The sequence below is a fragment of the Gemmiger sp. An50 genome (genome assembly GCF_002161595.1).
Lineage (GTDB): Bacteria > Bacillota > Clostridia > Oscillospirales > Ruminococcaceae > Allofournierella.
Window position 1 is genome coordinate 185,310 of sequence record NZ_NFID01000004.1, and the last position, 16,143, is coordinate 201,452.

The following is a 16,143-nucleotide window of genomic DNA, read 5'->3' on the forward strand; positions in this document are numbered from 1 at the left end:
GGAAATGCCGTCCTAATGCGTGACAAAGCCCAAAAACGACACAACACAGAGGGAGGTGATACTATCGCTGATTATATCAGGGCAGACACCACGCTGCCCGCCTATCTTCCATACCCCCGTTTCCTGCTGAAAATGGAGATTTCACAGACCGCCAAGCTGCTGTATGCGCTTTTATTAGACCGCTCCACCCTGTCACAGAAGAACGGCTGGCAGGACGGCGAGGGCAGGATATTCATTGTCTACCCCGTTGCGGAGATAGCGGAAATGCTGGACAAGGGTTGTACCGCCATCAAGGGAGCCTTGAAAGAACTGGACGCAGCCGGGCTTTTAGAACGGGAACGGCGGGGCTTCTCCGCACCCAATCGGCTTTATGTGAAAGTGCCGCCTGTCCCAGTGGTACGGTTTTCCGACCAACTGATGGCCGGAAAAGCGACCCTCATACAGTCGGAAAAGCGACCTTATGACGGTCGGAAAACCGACCCTATGATGGTCGGAAAACCGACCCCTAACAAAACTAATATAAACAACTTAATAGAGAACCAAACAATGAGAGCGAGTGGGGAGCCGCCCACAGCTTATGGCCGATATGAGAATATTTTTCTGTCAAAGGACGAATATGACGAGTTACAGGCAGAATACCCGGACAGGCTGGAACGGCTGATTGAGGAAATGAGCCATTACCTTGCCGCCAGCGGGAAAGCCTACCAGAATTATGCCGCCGCCTTGCACAGATGGGCGGCCAATGACAAAAAGGGAGCCGTAAAACAGGGCATCCCCGACTATACCTGTATGGAGGGAGAAAGCTTATGACAAGTGAAATCAAAGATATTTTGGAGAACATGACAACCGCCGCCCCGGAGATGGAGGACTATATCGGCGAGGACGGACTGCTTTACTGCGGAAAGTGCCATACGCCGAAAGAAGCCTACTTCCCGGAGGGTAAGGAGCTGTTTGGCCGTGACCGCCACCCGGCAGAGTGCGACTGCCAGAGAGCCGCCCGTGAGCAGCGGCAGGCCGCCGAGGAACACCGCCGCCATGTGGAAGCCGTGGAAAATCTGAAACAGAGGGCTTTTGCCGACTCAGCCATGCAGCAATGGACATTCGAGAACGACAACGGCAGAAACCCGCAGACCGGGATTGCCCGGCGGTATGCGGAGCATTGGGAAGAAATGCAGGCCGAAAACATCGGCTGCCTGTTCTGGGGGAACGTCGGCAACGGGAAAAGCTACCTTGCGGGCTGTATCGCAAACGCCCTCATGGAGAAAGAAGTCCCCGTATATATGACGAACTTCGCCGTTATCCTGGGCGACCTCTCTCCCGGCTTTACAGGCCGGAATGAGTATATTTCCCGCCTTTGCCGCTATCCGCTGCTTATCATTGACGACTTCGGCATGGAGCGTGGCACCGACTATGGACTGGAACAGGTATTCCATGTGATTGATACCCGATACCGCAGCAACAAGCCGCTGATCGCCACCACCAACCGCCCGCTGGACGAGTTGAAAAAGCCGACAGACACGGCCCATTCCCGGATTTATGACCGACTGCTGTCCATGTGCGTCCCGATACGCTTTACTGGCGTCAACTTCCGGCAGGAAACCGCAAAGCGGAAAATGGAAACCATGAAGAAACTGCTGGCTGAATGAAAGGAGTATTGCCTATGGAGAATATCAAGCAGCACGACCACCGTACCACCCGCCGCCCCGACTGCGTGACGGAAATCCGCATGGGGAATACCGTTCTTGTCGTGTCCGGCTTTTTCAAGAAAGACACCACCAGCACCGCCGCCGACAAGATGGCGAGGGTACTGGAAGCGGAAGCCGCTGCTACACAAAAAAAGGCGATTTGACAAGCTGTAAAGAAGCAGATTTATCACTTTTACCGCTGTACAGCCGCCCCTGTTCCGTGGTACAATGAAACCACGGAATAGTGGGGCTGGCTGTCGGAAACGGAGGATTTTATGTTAAGACAAGCCACCCAAAACCTCATTACCGCCCTTTATCCGAGATTGTCCCATGAGGACGAATTGCAAGGCGAGAGCAATTCCATTTCCAACCAGAAACGGATTTTGGAAGCCTACGCCAAGCAGAACGGCTTTACCAATCTGCGCTGGTACACCGACGACGGCTACTCAGGTGCGAACTTCCAGCGGCCCGGATTTCAAGCCATGCTTGCAGACATTGAAGCCGGGAAAGTCGGCACCGTCATAGTCAAGGACATGAGCAGGCTGGGGCGTAATTACTTGCAGGTGGGATTTTACACGGAAATGCTGTTCCCTCAAAAGGGCGTGCGTTTTATCGCTGTCAATGACAACGTGGACAGCGCAAACGGCGGCATGGACAATGATTTTACCCCTCTGCGGAACTTATTTAACGAATGGCTGGTGAGAGATACGAGCAAGAAAATCAAGGCAGTAAAGAAAGCAAAAGGCATGAGCGGCAAGCCTGTAACCAGCAAGCCAGTCTATGGCTATCTCATGGACAAGGACGAGAACTATATCGTTGACGAGGAAGCCGCCCCGGTTGTCCGGCAGATTTACCAGCTTTGCCTTGCGGGAAATGGCCCGACCAAGATTGCCCGTATGCTGACGGAGCAGCAAATCCCCACGCCGGGGACGCTGGAATACCGCAGGACGGGCAGCACCCGACGCTACCACCCCGGCTATGAGTGCAAGTGGGCGACAAACACCGTCGTCCATCTGCTGGAAAACCGGGAGTACACTGGCTGTCTGGTAAACTTCAAGACGGAGAAGCCCTCTTACAAGGTCAAGCACAGCGTTGAGAACCCCATCGAGAAGCAGGCTATCTTCCCAAATCACCATGAGCCGATTATCGACACGGAAACATGGGAGCGTGTGCAGGAGTTACGCAAGCAGCGAAAACGCCCGAACCGCTATGATGAAGTGGGGCTGTTCTCTGGTATGCTGTTCTGCGCCGACTGCGGCCATGTGCTGTATCAGCAGCGGTATCAGAACAAGAACCGCAAGCAGGACTGTTATATCTGCGGCAGCTACAAGAAGCGTACCCGTGACTGTACGGCACACTTTATCCGCACCGACCTTTTGACGGCGGGCGTGCTTTCCAATCTCCGGCAAGTGACGGAATACGCCGCCAGGCATGAGAGCCGCTTTGTAAAGCTGCTCATCCAGCAGAACGAAATCGGCGGCAAGAGAAAGACCGCCGCAGCCACGAAGCAGCTTGAACAGGCCCAGACACGCATTGCCGAAGTGAACCGCATTATCAAGCGGCTGTATGAGGACAATGTAAGCGGCAAAATCAGCGACGAGCGTTTCATGGAGCTGTCGGCGGACTATGAGCAGGAGCAGCGGGAACTGAAAGACCGGGCTGCCGCTTTGCAGGAGGAACTTTCCAAGTCGCAGGCCGCCACCGTCAACGCCGAGAAATTCATGGGGATTGTGAGAAAGCACCTTGCTTTTGAAGAATTGACCCCCACCCTCTTGCGGGAAATGATTGAGAAAATCGTCGTGCATGAGTGCAGCTATGACGAGAACGGCACCCGCAGGCAGGACATTGAGATTTATTACAGCTTTGTCGGCAAGATAGACTTGCCGGAAGCCTAACGCCTGACCTATCCGACACAGCCCTAAGTGCCGGATAGGAACGGCAAAATTTTTTACACTTCTATTACTTCTTTATCGCACATTAGCAAATAGGCACGGATTATCGGCTCTTTTCTTTTGATAGCAGATTGTGTCGGCGCTCATTCGCACCATATAACAAGACCGTTGAAATCGGCCTTGCGGCACAGACGGCGGTTTTGAAATAGCAATTTCAAGCCGCCGTTTTCTTTTTGAAAAAAGAGAACACGGGGGGTGTGTTAAAGTCGCCCTTTTTTAAGGATACGGCGGTATCTGGGAGGTATCGCCGTGTCCTTATTTATTTTTCATCCCCCTAATCTGTCAAAAAAAGTTCGTCCGCCCAATGGGAGCAGTCTGGCGACGAATGCGAAATATGGAAGTACATAAGTGAAAATGTAGTTTTATGCGCTTGCGTGTCGTTGCGGCATACGAGCGCATTTTGTTTTGCCTGCTTTGGGACAAGTTGTCCCGAAGTGGGCAAAGGCGGCCCGGGTTGTCGCTCCCCGCCGCCCTCCGTTCAGATCGCCATTCACCCCCCAACCATCTGAACGGAGGAATTACAAATGACGACCATCAATCTGAAAGACTTTTATCCGTGGTACACCCACGACGAATACATAGAGGTTTCCGAGGAAGTGGCTGACGAGCTCAGGGCGAGCAGATTGTACGAGGCCGCCTATCAGCGGCGTGTTATCCGCAACAAGGCGCAGTATTCCCTCGATTGCGAGGACGGGATCGAATACTCTGCCTGCGTTTCTGAACCCACCCCACAGGAGCTGCTGGAACGCATGGAGCTGTTCTGCCAGTTGTGCGCTGCGCTCAATTCCTTGCCCGAAACGCAGGGCCGCCGGGTGGATGCCTGCGTGATCCTCGGCAAGAGCTATTCCGAAGTAGCAAGGGCAGAGGGTGTCCATGAGAGTGCCGTGCGGCGCTCTGTGGAGCGGGGACTTGAGAAGATGAAACAGTATTTGAAAAAGTGCCTGTAAACCCGTCCGAATTGATCTGCCAGATGTCCTTGGTATATGAGAGGAGTTACATCCGATCAACAACTGAATAGCGGCGGCCCCGAGACATAGTGCGGGGAGCCGGGCGACGGGTGCGCTGTGACTTCTCCGGCAGGAGAACGAGCGAACAACACCAACGCCGCAAGTGGGACAAGCCACCCCACGGCCACGATCCGCAGCCGGACAAGCTGGCCGCTTGCCCCTCCGGGCTGCCGCCCCCCTCGGGAGCGTCATGCTGAGTATTGCTGTCTTATGACGGGCCAAGGAAATGAGCGTGGCGCTCCCGAAACTTTTATCAAGGAGGAAACCAACATGAAGTATGATCCCGAACTGGCAGCCCTGCTTGCCCAGCCGTGGAGCAACAACGCCTGCCGTGGCTATGTCATCTACGCTATGGAAAACTGCGGGTTTTCTCCCAAGGACATCCGGCGTGTGGTGGCAGAGCTCTACGAGGTCTTTGACATCCGTGGGCTGGAGGAGGCCCAGCAGCACTTTGAGAACAGCCCCTACTGACCTTGGGACAAGTTGTCCCAAAGTGGAGCAAGGCAGAAAGGCGGCACCGCCGAAGGTGCCGCCTTTCTGCGTTTCCCCACGGGACAAGGGGGACAGTCGGTCATTGTTTCGTATCGCTCTGGAAGGAGGCCCCACATGGAAGATCCCGTACCCGTCAAGGAGGAATACACCTATCAAGTCGGCAAAATCCAATTCATTGTCACGCCCGTCTACAAGGACAAAGGCGAGTCCATGCGTGACATCCTGTTGAAGCTGATGCTGGCCGATCTGGAGCCAGCCTAACTGTTCCATCGACATCCTTAACACGGGCAGTCGGCAGAGGTATAATATACATAGATAAGAACCTCTTGCTTGATTGCAGGAAGGAGGATATTTTGAAACAGTCAAGCAAGAAAATCTCTACCGGCACAGCCGCTCTCTACTGCCGCCTGAGCCGTGACGATAACATGGACAGCGAGTCCAACAGCATCCAGAACCAAAAGAAAATTCTCCAGAAGGCCGCCAAGGACAAGGGCTATACGGACACCATCTTTTTTGTAGATGACGGTATCACCGGCACTACCATGAAGCGCCCCGGCTTTCAGAAAATGATCGCCGCAATCGAGGCCGGGTACATCTCGGCGGTGTTTGTGAAAGACCTCTCCCGGCTGGGCCGGAACTACATTGAGGTTGGCAAGCTCACCGAGGAATTTTTCCCGCTCCATGATGTGCGGCTGGTGGCCGTTTCCGATGGTGTGGACAGCGACGAAGGCGAGGACGATTTCACCCCGTTCAAGAACATTATGAATGAGTACTACGCCAAGGACATCTCCAAGAAGCGCCGGATCGTCAATAAGATGAAAGGTAACGCCGGGATTCCGCTTTCCCCGCCGCCCTACGGCTACATAAAGAACCCGGACGATCCCCGGTTTTGGGTGATTGACCCGGAGGCTGCCGAGGTGGTACGCCGTATCTACCGCATGGCGCTGGACGGGTACGGGCTGGCTGAAACCGCCGCTGCCCTCGGTGCGGATGGGATCGTCAACCCGACCTACTACTGGCGCAGCAGGGGTACAAGCAGAGGCGGCTCCAAAAGCACCGTGGAGCCCACAAAATGGGGGCACACCACAATCAAGAAGATTTTGACCACGCAGGAATACTGTGGCGATGTCATCAACTTCAAAAGCTATTCCAAATCCTATAAAATGAAGCGCCGGATTGAGAACCCGGAGGAGAACCGGGCAATCTTCCTCAATGTCCATGAGCCTATCATTGACCGGCCAACTTGGGAAAAGGTGCAGGCGTTAAAAGCCGGGACACGGCGCAAGCGCCCCACCGTTACCCAAGAGCCCAGCGTCTTTTCCGGCTATCTGAAATGCCCGGAGTGCGGCGGCAATCTGAATTTCCATTTTAACCAGGGCAACCACGATATTAAATTCTTTAGCTGCCAGAACCACAATTCCGGGCTCCGCAAATGCTCGTCTACCCACTATATCCGGCTGGACTTCTTGGAGCAGGTCGTGCTCTACGAGGTACACCGGCTGGCCTGCTTCGCTAACGAATACGAAAACGACTTCATCAAGGCGATGGTGGGCCGCTCCGCCAAGGTAGCGGAAAATGACCGGGTACGCAAGAAGCGGGAGCTGGACGGGCTGCTGGCCCGGGACGGGGAGCTGGATATGCTCTTTGAACGGCTCTATGAGGACAATGTGTCCGGTAAAATCGACGATACCCGGTTTGCCAAAATGTCCAAGCGGTATGAGCAGGAGCAGGGTGAAAACGCCAAGAAAATCAAAGCGTTGCGGCTGGAGCTGAAAAAGCTGGAAGATAAGCGGATGGATGTGGACACCTTCTTGGAAACGGTACGCCGCTACACAGACGCTACCACCATTACCAAACGCATGGTTGCCGAACTCATTGAATATATCGAGGTCTATCCTGCGGTCAAGGAGGACGGTGTTACCAATCAGCGGGTGACGATCCACTACAACTGCATCGGTGCCTTTGAGGTGCCGGATCGCCGGAAAATCCCCGAGCGGGATATTCTGCTGGAAACGAGAAAAGGCGTAGCATTAAGCTACGCCCCGGCGGTATAAAGGTGGTGTGGGATATGAGAGGATTTCTCTATTGCCGTGTCGCCCATGACGATTCTTTCGCATTGGAACACCAGCGGTTTCTGCTCCAGCTCTACGCAAAGCAGGCGGGATATACCATCATCGGCGCTGCGGACGAATATGGCAGCGGGCTCACATTAGACCGCCCGGCGCTCCAGAAAGTGACCGAGGCCGCTGTTGCTGGAAGGGTGGATGTGGTGTTAGTCCATAGCCTGACCCGGATAGGCCGGGAGTGGGGGATGACCCAAAGCTACATTGACCTGCTCACCCGGCACAAGGTAAAGCTCCTGTGCATCCGGGATCGGCTGCTGTTCGATGAAAACGGCGCTGCCCCAATTTTGACAATAAAAAATGCGGAGTGTCCTTTGTAGGATACTCAGATCCTATAAGGACACTCCGCATGGTCGGAGTGACGGGACTTGAACCCACGGCTTCCTGGTCCCGAACCAGGCGCGCTACCAACTGCGCTACACCCCGATGTAAAAAATAGCAGCAGCGTGCAGGCTGCTGCTATTTCTGGTTGGAGAAGAAGGATTCGAACCCTCACAAACAGAGTCAGAGTCTGTCGTGCTACCCTTACACAATTCTCCAATATTCATTTGCCGGAGCGTTGCCCCAACGATAATTTATTATAGCACTGAACGGGAAAATGTCAACCACTTTTTTTCAATTTTTTTGCGGCTGTTTTTCCGCAAAAAAGATTGACAAACCACCAAAAAGGGCGATACTCTAAAAAAAGAAAATGCATGCGGCGTCCGGCAGCGGGTCGAAGGCCGCTCCCGGCGGATCGGCCGGGCTGTGAGGGAGGAATTGGAACTATGAAAAAACGGATCGGTATCCTTACGTCCGGCGGCGACTGCCCCGGCCTGAACGCCACCATTCGCGGCGTGGCAAAGGCGCTGTATCAGCGCATGGGAGAAGATGTGCAGATCGTGGGCATCTCCAACGGCTACTCCGGCCTGATCAACGGCCAGTGGCGGGAGATGGAACCGGAGGAGTTTTCCGGCATCCTGACCATGGGCGGCACCATTCTGGGCACCAAGCGCACCCCCTTCAAGCTGATGCGGGTCATCGGCGAGGACCAGGTGGACAAGGTGGCCGCCATGAAGAAGAACTACGAGGAAATGAAGCTGGACTGCCTGCTCTGCCTGGGCGGCAACGGCACCCATAAAACCGCCAATCTGCTGGCCCAGGAGGGCCTGAATGTGATCGGCCTGCCCAAGACCATTGACAACGACATCTACGGCACCGACGTGACCTTCGGTTTCCACACCGCCGTGGACATCGCCACCGAGGTGATCGACCGCATCCACACCACCGCATCCAGCCATCGCCGCTGCATGGTGGTGGAGCTGATGGGCAACAAGGCCGGCTGGCTGACCCTGTACGCGGGCGTGGCCGGCGGCGCGGACATCATCCTGATCCCCGAAATGCCCTATAACATTGATAATGTATGCGCCGCCGTGGAGCGCCGTGCATCTCAGGGCAAGACCTTCTCCATCCTGGCGGTGGCCGAGGGCGCCTTCGACAACGAGGAAGCCCGTATGAAGAAGAAGGAGCGTGCCGCCCGCCGCAAGGAGCAGGGCTACACCACCGCCACCAACCGCATCGCGGCCCAGATCGAGAAGATGACCGGCTTCGAGACCCGCGTCTGCGTGCCCGGCCATATGCAGCGGGGCGGTTCGCCTTCTGCTTACGACCGTGTGCTGGCCACCCAGTTCGGCACCTATGCCGCCAAGCTGGTGGAGCACGAGAAGTACGGCGTGACCGTTGCCATGCGCAACAATCACGTCACCGAGAACCCGCTGGACGAGATCGCCGGCAAGAGCCGTCTGGTTCCGGACGGCCACGGCATGCTGGAGGTCGCCCGCCGCATGGGCATTTCTCTGGGCTGACCGGCTTTTGCGCCGCGGTGATTGACGCGGCGGCCGGATGTTGCTATAATCATTATTACAAATGCGCTGAAAAAGAGGGCGCGCGGCAATGCGTTTTGGAAAAGAGAGCCGGGGGCAGGTGAAAGCCCGGCAGAACGCGCCGGGTGCTGTCGCTTTTGAGCAGGCGGGGTGAACTTTCAGTAGCCTCTGCCCGTGCCGCCCGCGTTAAGGGCTCCGAGTGGCTGCCGGTTTTCGGCGGCAATTTGGGTGGTACCGCGGTATTGTATTGTTTTGTACAGGCCGTCCCAAGTGTGAACACACGCCTGGGGCGGCCTTTTTGTTTGCCCCGGCAGCAACCGAAACAGGAGGGAAAATCAATGAAAGAACTGGAAAAATTGTATGATCCCGCCCGCGTGGAAGACGACATTTATGCCTTCTGGCTGAATGGCGGCTACTTCCACACCAAGGCGGATAAGAGCAAAAAGCCCTACACCATCGTGATGCCGCCGCCGAACGTGACTGGCCAGCTGCACATGGGTCATGCCATGGACGAGACCTGGCAGGACATCCTGATCCGCTACAAGCGCATGCAGGGCTACGCCGCTTTGTGGGTGCCCGGCACCGACCATGCTTCCATCGCCACCGAGGCCAAGGTTGTGGCCAAGATGAAGGAAGAGGGCCTGACCAAGGAGATGCTGGGCCGCGACGGCTTCTTGGAGCGCGCCTGGGCTTGGAAGAACCAGTACGGCGACCGCATCGTGAGCCAGCTGAAGAAGCTGGGCTGCTCCTGCGACTGGGACCGCGAGCGCTTCACCATGGACGAGGGCTGCAGCAAGGCGGTTCTGAAGGTCTTTAAGTATCTGTACGATAAGGACCTGATCTACCGCGGCGAGCGCATCATCAACTGGTGCCCCCACTGCAAGACCAGCATCTCCGACGCCGAGGTGGAGTATGAGGACCAGGAGGGCAGCTTCTGGCACCTGAAGTACCCCATCGTGGGCACCGACGAGTTCCTGGTTCTGGCCACCACCCGTCCCGAGACCATGCTGGGCGATACCGCCGTGGCCATCCATCCGGACGACGAGCGCTACAAGCACCTGCACGGCAAGAAGGTGCTGCTGCCCCTGCTGAACAAGGAGATCCCCATCGTCACCGATACCTACGTGGACATGGAGTTCGGCACCGGCGTGGTGAAGATCACCCCCGCGCATGACCCCAACGACTTCGAGGTGGGCCAGCGCCACAACCTGCCCATCGTGAAGGTGCTGGACGAGACCGCCCACATGACCGCCGACTGCGGCAAGTACGCCGGCATGGATCGCTACGAGGCCCGCAAGGCCATCGTGGCCGACCTGGAGGCGGGCGGCTATCTGGAGAAGATCGAGCCCCACGCCCACAACGTTGGCACCTGCTACCGCTGCGGCACCACCATCGAGCCCATGGTTTCCAAGCAGTGGTTCGTGCGCATGGTGCCCCTGGCCGGTCCGGCCATCGACGCGGTACGGGACGGCCGCATCAAGTTCGTGCCCGAGCGCTTCGACAAGCAGTACTACCACTGGATGGAGAACACCCGCGACTGGTGCATCAGCCGTCAGCTGTGGTGGGGCCATCGGATTCCCGCCTACTACTGCGATGCCTGCGGCGAGGTGCATGTGAGCGACGAGCCCATGACCACCTGCCCCAAGTGCGGCGGCGCGCTGCGCCAGGATGAGGACACCCTGGACACCTGGTTCTCCAGCGCCCTGTGGCCCTTCAGCACCCTGGGCTGGCCGGACAAGACCGAGGACCTGGATTACTTCTATCCCACCAACACCCTGGTCACCGGCTACGACATCATCACCTTCTGGGTGAGCCGCATGATCTTCTCCGGCCTGGAGTACACCGGCAAGGCCCCCTTCGACACCGTACTGATCCACGGCCTGGTGCGCGATGCCCAGGGCCGCAAGATGTCCAAGAGTCTGGGCAACGGCATCGACCCGCTGGAGATCATCGCCCAGTACGGCGCCGACGCTCTGCGCCTGACCCTGGTTCTGGGTTCCACCCCCGGCAACGACATGCGCTTCTCCGACGAGAAGATCAAGGCCAGCCGCAACTTCGCCAACAAGCTGTGGAACGCCACCCGCTTCGTGATGATGAACCTGCCCGAGGACTTCCAGGCCGGTCTGCCCGCTGCGGATAAGCTGGACCTGAGCGACAAGTGGATTCTGTCCACCCTGAACAACCTGGCCCGCACCGTCACCGACAATCTGGATAAGTTCGAGCTGGGCCTGGCTGCCCAGAAGGTGCAGGACTTCATCTGGGAGGTTTACTGCGACTGGTACATCGAGATCGCCAAGGTTCGCCTGAACTCCACCGATCCCGAGGAGGCCGACAACGCCCGCAAGGTGCTGGTGTACGTGCTGACCCAGGCGCTGAAGCTGCTGCATCCCTTCATGCCCTTCATCACCGAGGAGATCTACCGCGCTCTGCCTGGTACTTCCGAGACCATCATGACCGAGCAGTGGCCTGTGTTCACCGAAGAGCTGAACTATGCTGCCGAGGAAGCCGACTTTGAGAAGCTGATGGACTACATCAAGGCCGTGCGTACCATCCGCGCCGAGATGAACGTGCATCCCGCCAAGCGCAGCAGCATGATCATTGAGACCAGCGAGACCGAGGCCTTCCGCCGCGGCGGCGATTACCTGGCCAAGTTTGCCTTCGCCACCGACGTGACCCTCACCGAGAAGTACACCGGCGACACCGCCGGCATGGTGCAGGTCATCACCCATGCGGCCCGCGGATTCATTCCCATGATGGAGCTGATCGACCGGGAGAAGGAGCTGGCCCGCCTGAACAAGGAAAAGGCCGGCGCCGAGAAGGAGATCGGCATGTTCAGCCGTCAGCTGAGCAACGAGGGCTTTGTGAACAAGGCTCCCGCCAACGTGGTGGAGGAGATCCGCCAGAAGCTGGCCCGCGCCCAGGAAAAGCTGGCCCGCGTGGAGGAGTCCATCGCGGCTCTGGGCTGAGAAACCGCCAGAACTTTGTAAAAAATCCATGAAAAAGGAGTCCGGTTTGCAGCAAACCGGGCTCCTTCTTCGTATAACAAGCAGGACTTCGGATGTTCCGAAGTTTGACAGATGTGCTATAATGGCGAAAGACACACGGGAAAGGTTTGTGTCCGTAAAAGTTATTAGGAGGGATGGATTTTTGTATCAGAAAAAACGAACGAGCCCGTTCACGATCTTTTTCCGAATTCTTTTCACCGCCTGTTTGATCTACAGCGTGGTGTTCATTTTCCAAAACTCTCTGCAGATCGCAGAGCAGTCCAGCCTGCGCAGCGAGCAGGTGCAGCAGGTGGTCAACGAGGTGGCAGGCACCGTGGGCCTTGGCCCCTTCAGCCTGCACATGGTCCGCAAGATGGCCCATTTCGCCGAATTTATGATGATGGGCTTTTGGTTCATGCTCTGCCTGCGGGTGTATACCCGGCATTTCATCAAGCATGTGAGCTGGCCGCTGTTCCTGGGCCTGGGCACCGCGGTGATGGACGAGACCATCCAGATGTTTGTGGATGGTCGGGGCTCCAGCGTGAAGGACGTGTGGATCGATTTTTCCGGCTTTTTGATGGGCCTGTTTGTGGCGCTGCTGATTTTGATGTTCCTGCGCATGTGTGTGATCCTGTTCGTGCACCGGCACGATGACCAGGAGCTGGTGCAGCCGGAGCCGCAGCCCCGCCCGACGAAAAAGCGGCCCGCCCCCAGCCCGGCGCTTCAGCCTCAGGAGCAGTGGGAGGAGGAAGCGGAAGAGGAATGGGAGGAAGAACCTCTGCCGCAGTACCAGCCGCCCGCGCGCCCGGCCCGTCAGACCGCACGGCGCGCCCCGGAGCCCCAGCCCCGGTGGGAACCGGTTCCGGAAGAACAGAAGGAGGAAGAGGAGAGCTATGACACCAGCATCGAGATCGAACACTGAGTGGCTGCAAAGCCTGCCCCGCACCAACGGCAAGCCCGGGGTGGAGGGGATGCGTCAGCTGCTGGCAAAGCTGGGTGACCCTCAGAATTATCTGGATTTTGTACATGTGGCGGGTACCAACGGCAAGGGTACCGTGTCCACCCTGACGGCCAACATATTAAAGGAAGCCGGGTATAAGACCGGTCTGACCATCTCGCCTTATGTGCTGGACTTCCGGGAGCGGATGCAGATCAACGGCGAGATGATCCCGGCGGATACGCTGGAACAGGTGGCGGGCCAGGTGCGCGCTGCCGCCGCACAGCTGGACGAGGAGCCGGTGCAATTCACTGCGGTCACCGCGGCGGCACTGCTCTGGTTCTATCAGGAGCAGTGCGACCTGGCGGTGCTGGAGACCGGTGTGGGCGGAAAAAATGATGCCAGCAACGGGGTGGACAATACCCTGGTGGCGGCCATCACCCGCATCGACCTGGACCACACCGAGGTGCTGGGCGATACGCTGGAAGCCATCGCTCAGGAAAAGGCGGGCATCATCAAGCCCGGCTGCACCGTAGTTTGCTATCCGCTGCAGGACCCCGAGGCTCAGAAGGCCATCGTGGCGGAGTGCATCCGTCAGAAGGCGGAGCTGGTGCAGCCCCAGCCGGAGGATCTGAATCTGCCCGAAGAGCCCCAGCCGCTGACCAATCCGTTTTCCTACGGCGGCTACGAGGTGGAGCTGCCCTTCCTGGGCGCGCACCAGAGCTGCAACGCGGCCATGGCGGTGGAGATCGCTCTGGCCCTGTGGCGCAAGGGTTACGAGATTCCCGATGAAGCCATTCTGAGCGGCCTGGAGACCGCCCGGTTCCCGGCCCGCATCGAAGTGCTGCGCAAGGAGCCGCTGGTGATTCTGGACGGCTGCCACAACCCGGCAGGGGCCAAGGCCCTGGCGGGCGTGCTGCACACCCATACCAAAAAGAAACCGGCGGCAGTGCTGGGCGTTCTGGCGGACAAAGCGGCTGCGCAGATTCTGGAGGCACTGGCCCCCTGCTTTGACACCATTTATACCGTAACCCCGCCCTGTCCCCGGGCTATGGAGGCACAGGAGCTGGCGGAGCTGGCTCACACCGTGGCGCCCAAGGCCAAGGTGATCGCCTGCACAGACCTGCACCAGGCGCTGGATCAGGCACTGGCCCATGAAAATGGCGCAGTGGTGTGCGGTTCGCTGTACCTGGCGGCCCAGGCCCGGCCCGCACTATTGGAACGGCTTTCTTAAAAAATCACCGCAGCTGACCGGTTGCGGCAAAATATTCACCCAAGACCCCGTATATTGGTAAGTGCCAAGAATACGGGGTCTTTTTTTGCCCCCAAACGGACGTGAAAGGAGAACGGAAATGGCACAGGTGATGTTTACCAGCGCGGACGATGTGCTGGCGGCCTACTTGAGCGGCGAGATCGACCATCATTCCGCCCAGATGCTGCGCCAGCAGATCGACGCGGAGCTTTCGGCCCGGATGCCTGCCCGACTGATCATGGATTTCGGCGGGGTGACCTTTATGGATTCTTCCGGCGTGGGGCTCATTTTGGGCCGGGCCCGGCGAATGCAGGCCACCGAAGGGCAGCTGGTGGTGCAGCAGGCACCGGACTCCATCAAGAAGATGCTGGATCTGGCCCGTGTGGAGTATCAATAGAAAAGGAGCGGCAAGCATGAAAGCCTATAACCTGATGAAAATCAGCTTTTATTCCCGCAGTGTGAACGAGGGTTTTGCCCGGGGCGCGCTGGCGGCCTTTCTGGCCCAGGCGGACCCCACCGTGCCCGAGCTGGCGGATATGAAAACTGCGGTGAGCGAGGCGGTGACCAACTGCATCGTCCATGCCTACCCCCAGCAGGTGGGGCTGGTGTATCTGACCGCAGCCCTGTATGAGGGCGGCCTGGTGAAAATCACGGTGACCGACCGGGGCGTAGGCATTCCGGATGTGAAAAAGGCGATGCAGCCCATGTTCACCACCGGCAACCCGGAGGAACGGGCCGGGCTGGGGTTCGCGGTGATGCAAAGCTTTATGGATAAGGTGCGGGTGACCAGCACACCGGGCAAGGGCACCCGGGTGGTAATGAGCAAGACCCTGAGCACCAAACAATGATCCCCCTTTTACATAAGATATAGAAAGGGGAAGGGAAGCATGCCCACAACACTTGGCCCACGGGAGGAATTTATTGAAAACAATCTGGGGCTTGTCCACGCCTGTGCCGGCCGGTTCCGGGGCAGGGGCGTGGAATACGACGATCTGTATTCCGCAGGCTGCATGGGACTGATCAAGGCTTACGACGGATTCGACCAGGAGCGCGGGGTGCAGTTTTCCACCTATGCGGTGCCGGTAATTCTGGGCGAGATCAAAAAGCTCTTCCGGGACGGGGGAACCGTTAAGGTGAGCCGTTCGCTCAAGGAGCTGGGCCTGCGGGTAAGCGCCGCCCGGGAACGGATGATCAAGCAGAATGGCTGCGAGCCCAGCGTGAGCCAGCTGGCCCAGGCGGTGCAGGCGAAGCCGGAACAGGTGGCCCTGGCCATCCGCGCCAGTCAGCCTGCGCTTTCGCTCACCCCGGCGGCAGAGGAGGAGGGCGGCCGGGAGGTGGACATCCCGGTGGAATCCCCGGAGGAGGAGCTGGCGGACCGCATTAGCCTGCAGGAGGTGCTGGCCACCCTGCCGCCCCAGGACCGGCAGCTGATCTTTCTGCGGTTTTTCTCCGGCAAGACCCAGAGTGAGACTGCAAAGGTGCTGGGCACCACTCAGGTACAGATCTCCCGCAGGGAGCGGAAGATCCTGCAGAATCTGCGGGGGCAGCTGCTGCAGGAATAAGGGTTTCAGGAGGCTTTGGATGACCTCCTGAAATTTTTTGAATTTTTTTGTCGAAAATGCTTGCATTTTGAAAACAGGTGTGGTATTATAACTGAGCCGTCAACGACGGCAAGCCGCTCAAAAGAGCTTGAAAAAATATTTCAAAAAAGTGCTTGACAAACAAGACTCTGCGAGATATAATAAACAAGCTGTCCCGCGAGGGAGAGCGGCACAGGACCTTGAAAATTGAACAATATCGAAGCTTGAACGGAACCTTATCGTGATGGAAAATCACGTTAAACAATTCC

16 protein-coding genes, 2 tRNA genes and 1 other annotated feature are annotated in these 16,143 nt (G+C 57.6%); of the genes, 16 read left to right on the top strand and 2 right to left on the bottom strand.

The features are described from left to right. Window positions 1-15 precede the first annotated feature (15 nt). The 9 genes from B5G03_RS06015 (at window position 16) to B5G03_RS06050 (ending at window position 7,579) form a co-directional block, all read left to right on the top strand. The gene (locus tag B5G03_RS06015) at window positions 16-810 is read left to right on the top strand and encodes a replication initiator protein A (RefSeq protein ID WP_001205019.1); all 795 of its coding nucleotides are present in this window, start codon (window positions 16-18) and stop codon (window positions 808-810) included. Further along, window positions 807-1,646 (top strand): ATP-binding protein, encoded by an 840-nt coding sequence (locus B5G03_RS06020; protein WP_000200031.1) that lies wholly within the window; start codon window positions 807-809, stop codon window positions 1,644-1,646. The genes B5G03_RS06015 and B5G03_RS06020 overlap by 4 nt, the downstream gene beginning before the upstream one ends. A gap of 14 nt (window positions 1,647-1,660) precedes the next feature. Further along, window positions 1,661-1,849, top strand: coding sequence for a transposon-encoded TnpW family protein (locus tag B5G03_RS06025; protein ID WP_000427739.1), 189 nt, complete (start codon window positions 1,661-1,663; stop codon window positions 1,847-1,849). Between the two features lie 111 nt (window positions 1,850-1,960). Then, window positions 1,961-3,580, top strand: coding sequence for a recombinase family protein (locus B5G03_RS06030; protein ID WP_000945966.1), 1,620 nt, complete (start codon window positions 1,961-1,963; stop codon window positions 3,578-3,580). 581 nt (window positions 3,581-4,161) lie between these two features. Next, entirely contained in the window at window positions 4,162-4,584 is a 423-nt protein-coding gene (locus B5G03_RS06035; protein ID WP_087180846.1) for an RNA polymerase sigma factor, read from the top strand. 330 nt (window positions 4,585-4,914) lie between these two features. After that, a complete protein-coding gene (locus tag B5G03_RS06040; RefSeq protein WP_087180847.1) occupies window positions 4,915-5,115 on the top strand; it encodes a hypothetical protein in 201 nt (66 codons plus the stop codon). Between the two features lie 135 nt (window positions 5,116-5,250). After that, the gene (locus B5G03_RS17580) at window positions 5,251-5,397 is read left to right on the top strand and encodes a hypothetical protein (protein ID WP_006573143.1); all 147 of its coding nucleotides are present in this window, start codon (window positions 5,251-5,253) and stop codon (window positions 5,395-5,397) included. Window positions 5,398-5,489: 92 nt separating this feature from the next. Further along, window positions 5,490-7,190, top strand: coding sequence for a recombinase family protein (locus B5G03_RS06045; protein WP_164496669.1), 1,701 nt, complete (start codon window positions 5,490-5,492; stop codon window positions 7,188-7,190). Window positions 7,191-7,204: 14 nt separating this feature from the next. Continuing rightward, window positions 7,205-7,579 carry a recombinase family protein gene (locus tag B5G03_RS06050; RefSeq protein WP_087180849.1) on the top strand — a complete coding sequence of 125 codons (375 nt, stop codon included), beginning with the start codon at window positions 7,205-7,207 and terminating at the stop codon, window positions 7,577-7,579. A gap of 30 nt (window positions 7,580-7,609) precedes the next feature. On the opposite strand, the gene B5G03_RS06055 is transcribed toward B5G03_RS06050, so the two are convergent. After that, a tRNA-Pro gene (locus B5G03_RS06055) sits at window positions 7,610-7,685 on the bottom strand. Between the two features lie 40 nt (window positions 7,686-7,725). After that, a tRNA-Gln gene (locus B5G03_RS06060) sits at window positions 7,726-7,799 on the bottom strand. 227 nt (window positions 7,800-8,026) lie between these two features. On the opposite strand from B5G03_RS06060, the gene B5G03_RS06065 reads away from it, so the two are divergent. The 7 genes from B5G03_RS06065 (at window position 8,027) to B5G03_RS06095 (ending at window position 15,856) form a co-directional block, all read left to right on the top strand. Then, window positions 8,027-9,103: a 6-phosphofructokinase gene (locus B5G03_RS06065; protein ID WP_087180850.1), complete on the top strand. Its 1,077-nt coding sequence runs from the start codon at window positions 8,027-8,029 to the stop codon at window positions 9,101-9,103. Between the two features lie 57 nt (window positions 9,104-9,160). After that, window positions 9,161-9,393, top strand: a binding site (T-box leader). Between the two features lie 66 nt (window positions 9,394-9,459). Continuing rightward, a complete protein-coding gene (locus tag B5G03_RS06070) occupies window positions 9,460-12,087 on the top strand; it encodes a valine--tRNA ligase (RefSeq protein WP_087180851.1) in 2,628 nt (875 codons plus the stop codon). A gap of 181 nt (window positions 12,088-12,268) precedes the next feature. Beyond that, window positions 12,269-13,027 carry a VanZ family protein gene (locus tag B5G03_RS06075; protein WP_242962301.1) on the top strand — a complete coding sequence of 253 codons (759 nt, stop codon included), beginning with the start codon at window positions 12,269-12,271 and terminating at the stop codon, window positions 13,025-13,027. Then, a complete protein-coding gene (locus tag B5G03_RS06080; RefSeq protein WP_087180853.1) occupies window positions 12,999-14,276 on the top strand; it encodes a bifunctional folylpolyglutamate synthase/dihydrofolate synthase in 1,278 nt (425 codons plus the stop codon). Before B5G03_RS06075 ends, B5G03_RS06080 begins: the two co-directional genes overlap by 29 nt. A gap of 118 nt (window positions 14,277-14,394) precedes the next feature. After that, window positions 14,395-14,691, top strand: a complete 297-nt coding sequence (locus tag B5G03_RS06085; protein ID WP_087180854.1) for an anti-sigma factor antagonist — start codon at window positions 14,395-14,397, stop codon at window positions 14,689-14,691. 16 nt (window positions 14,692-14,707) lie between these two features. Continuing rightward, window positions 14,708-15,142 (top strand): anti-sigma F factor, encoded by a 435-nt coding sequence (spoIIAB, locus tag B5G03_RS06090; protein WP_087180855.1) that lies wholly within the window; start codon window positions 14,708-14,710, stop codon window positions 15,140-15,142. A gap of 39 nt (window positions 15,143-15,181) precedes the next feature. Continuing rightward, a complete protein-coding gene (locus tag B5G03_RS06095; protein ID WP_087180856.1) occupies window positions 15,182-15,856 on the top strand; it encodes a sigma-70 family RNA polymerase sigma factor in 675 nt (224 codons plus the stop codon). The last annotated feature ends 287 nt before the right edge of the window (window positions 15,857-16,143 follow it).

Bases quoted from the DNA above. Each gene is read 5' to 3' on its own strand.
- B5G03_RS06015 (WP_001205019.1), top strand. From the start codon at position 16: ATGCGTGACAAAGCCCAAAAACGACACAACACAGAGGGAGGTGATACT.
- B5G03_RS06020 (WP_000200031.1), top strand. From the start codon at position 807: ATGACAAGTGAAATCAAAGATATTTTGGAGAACATGACAACCGCCGCC.
- B5G03_RS06025 (WP_000427739.1), top strand. From the start codon at position 1,661: ATGGAGAATATCAAGCAGCACGACCACCGTACCACCCGCCGCCCCGAC.
- B5G03_RS06030 (WP_000945966.1), top strand. From the start codon at position 1,961: ATGTTAAGACAAGCCACCCAAAACCTCATTACCGCCCTTTATCCGAGA.
- B5G03_RS06035 (WP_087180846.1), top strand. From the start codon at position 4,162: ATGACGACCATCAATCTGAAAGACTTTTATCCGTGGTACACCCACGAC.
- B5G03_RS06040 (WP_087180847.1), top strand. From the start codon at position 4,915: ATGAAGTATGATCCCGAACTGGCAGCCCTGCTTGCCCAGCCGTGGAGC.
- B5G03_RS17580 (WP_006573143.1), top strand. From the start codon at position 5,251: ATGGAAGATCCCGTACCCGTCAAGGAGGAATACACCTATCAAGTCGGC.
- B5G03_RS06050 (WP_087180849.1), top strand. From the start codon at position 7,205: ATGAGAGGATTTCTCTATTGCCGTGTCGCCCATGACGATTCTTTCGCA.
- B5G03_RS06065 (WP_087180850.1), top strand. From the start codon at position 8,027: ATGAAAAAACGGATCGGTATCCTTACGTCCGGCGGCGACTGCCCCGGC.
- B5G03_RS06070 (WP_087180851.1), top strand. From the start codon at position 9,460: ATGAAAGAACTGGAAAAATTGTATGATCCCGCCCGCGTGGAAGACGAC.
- B5G03_RS06080 (WP_087180853.1), top strand. From the start codon at position 12,999: ATGACACCAGCATCGAGATCGAACACTGAGTGGCTGCAAAGCCTGCCC.
- B5G03_RS06085 (WP_087180854.1), top strand. From the start codon at position 14,395: ATGGCACAGGTGATGTTTACCAGCGCGGACGATGTGCTGGCGGCCTAC.
- spoIIAB (WP_087180855.1), top strand. From the start codon at position 14,708: ATGAAAGCCTATAACCTGATGAAAATCAGCTTTTATTCCCGCAGTGTG.
- B5G03_RS06095 (WP_087180856.1), top strand. From the start codon at position 15,182: ATGCCCACAACACTTGGCCCACGGGAGGAATTTATTGAAAACAATCTG.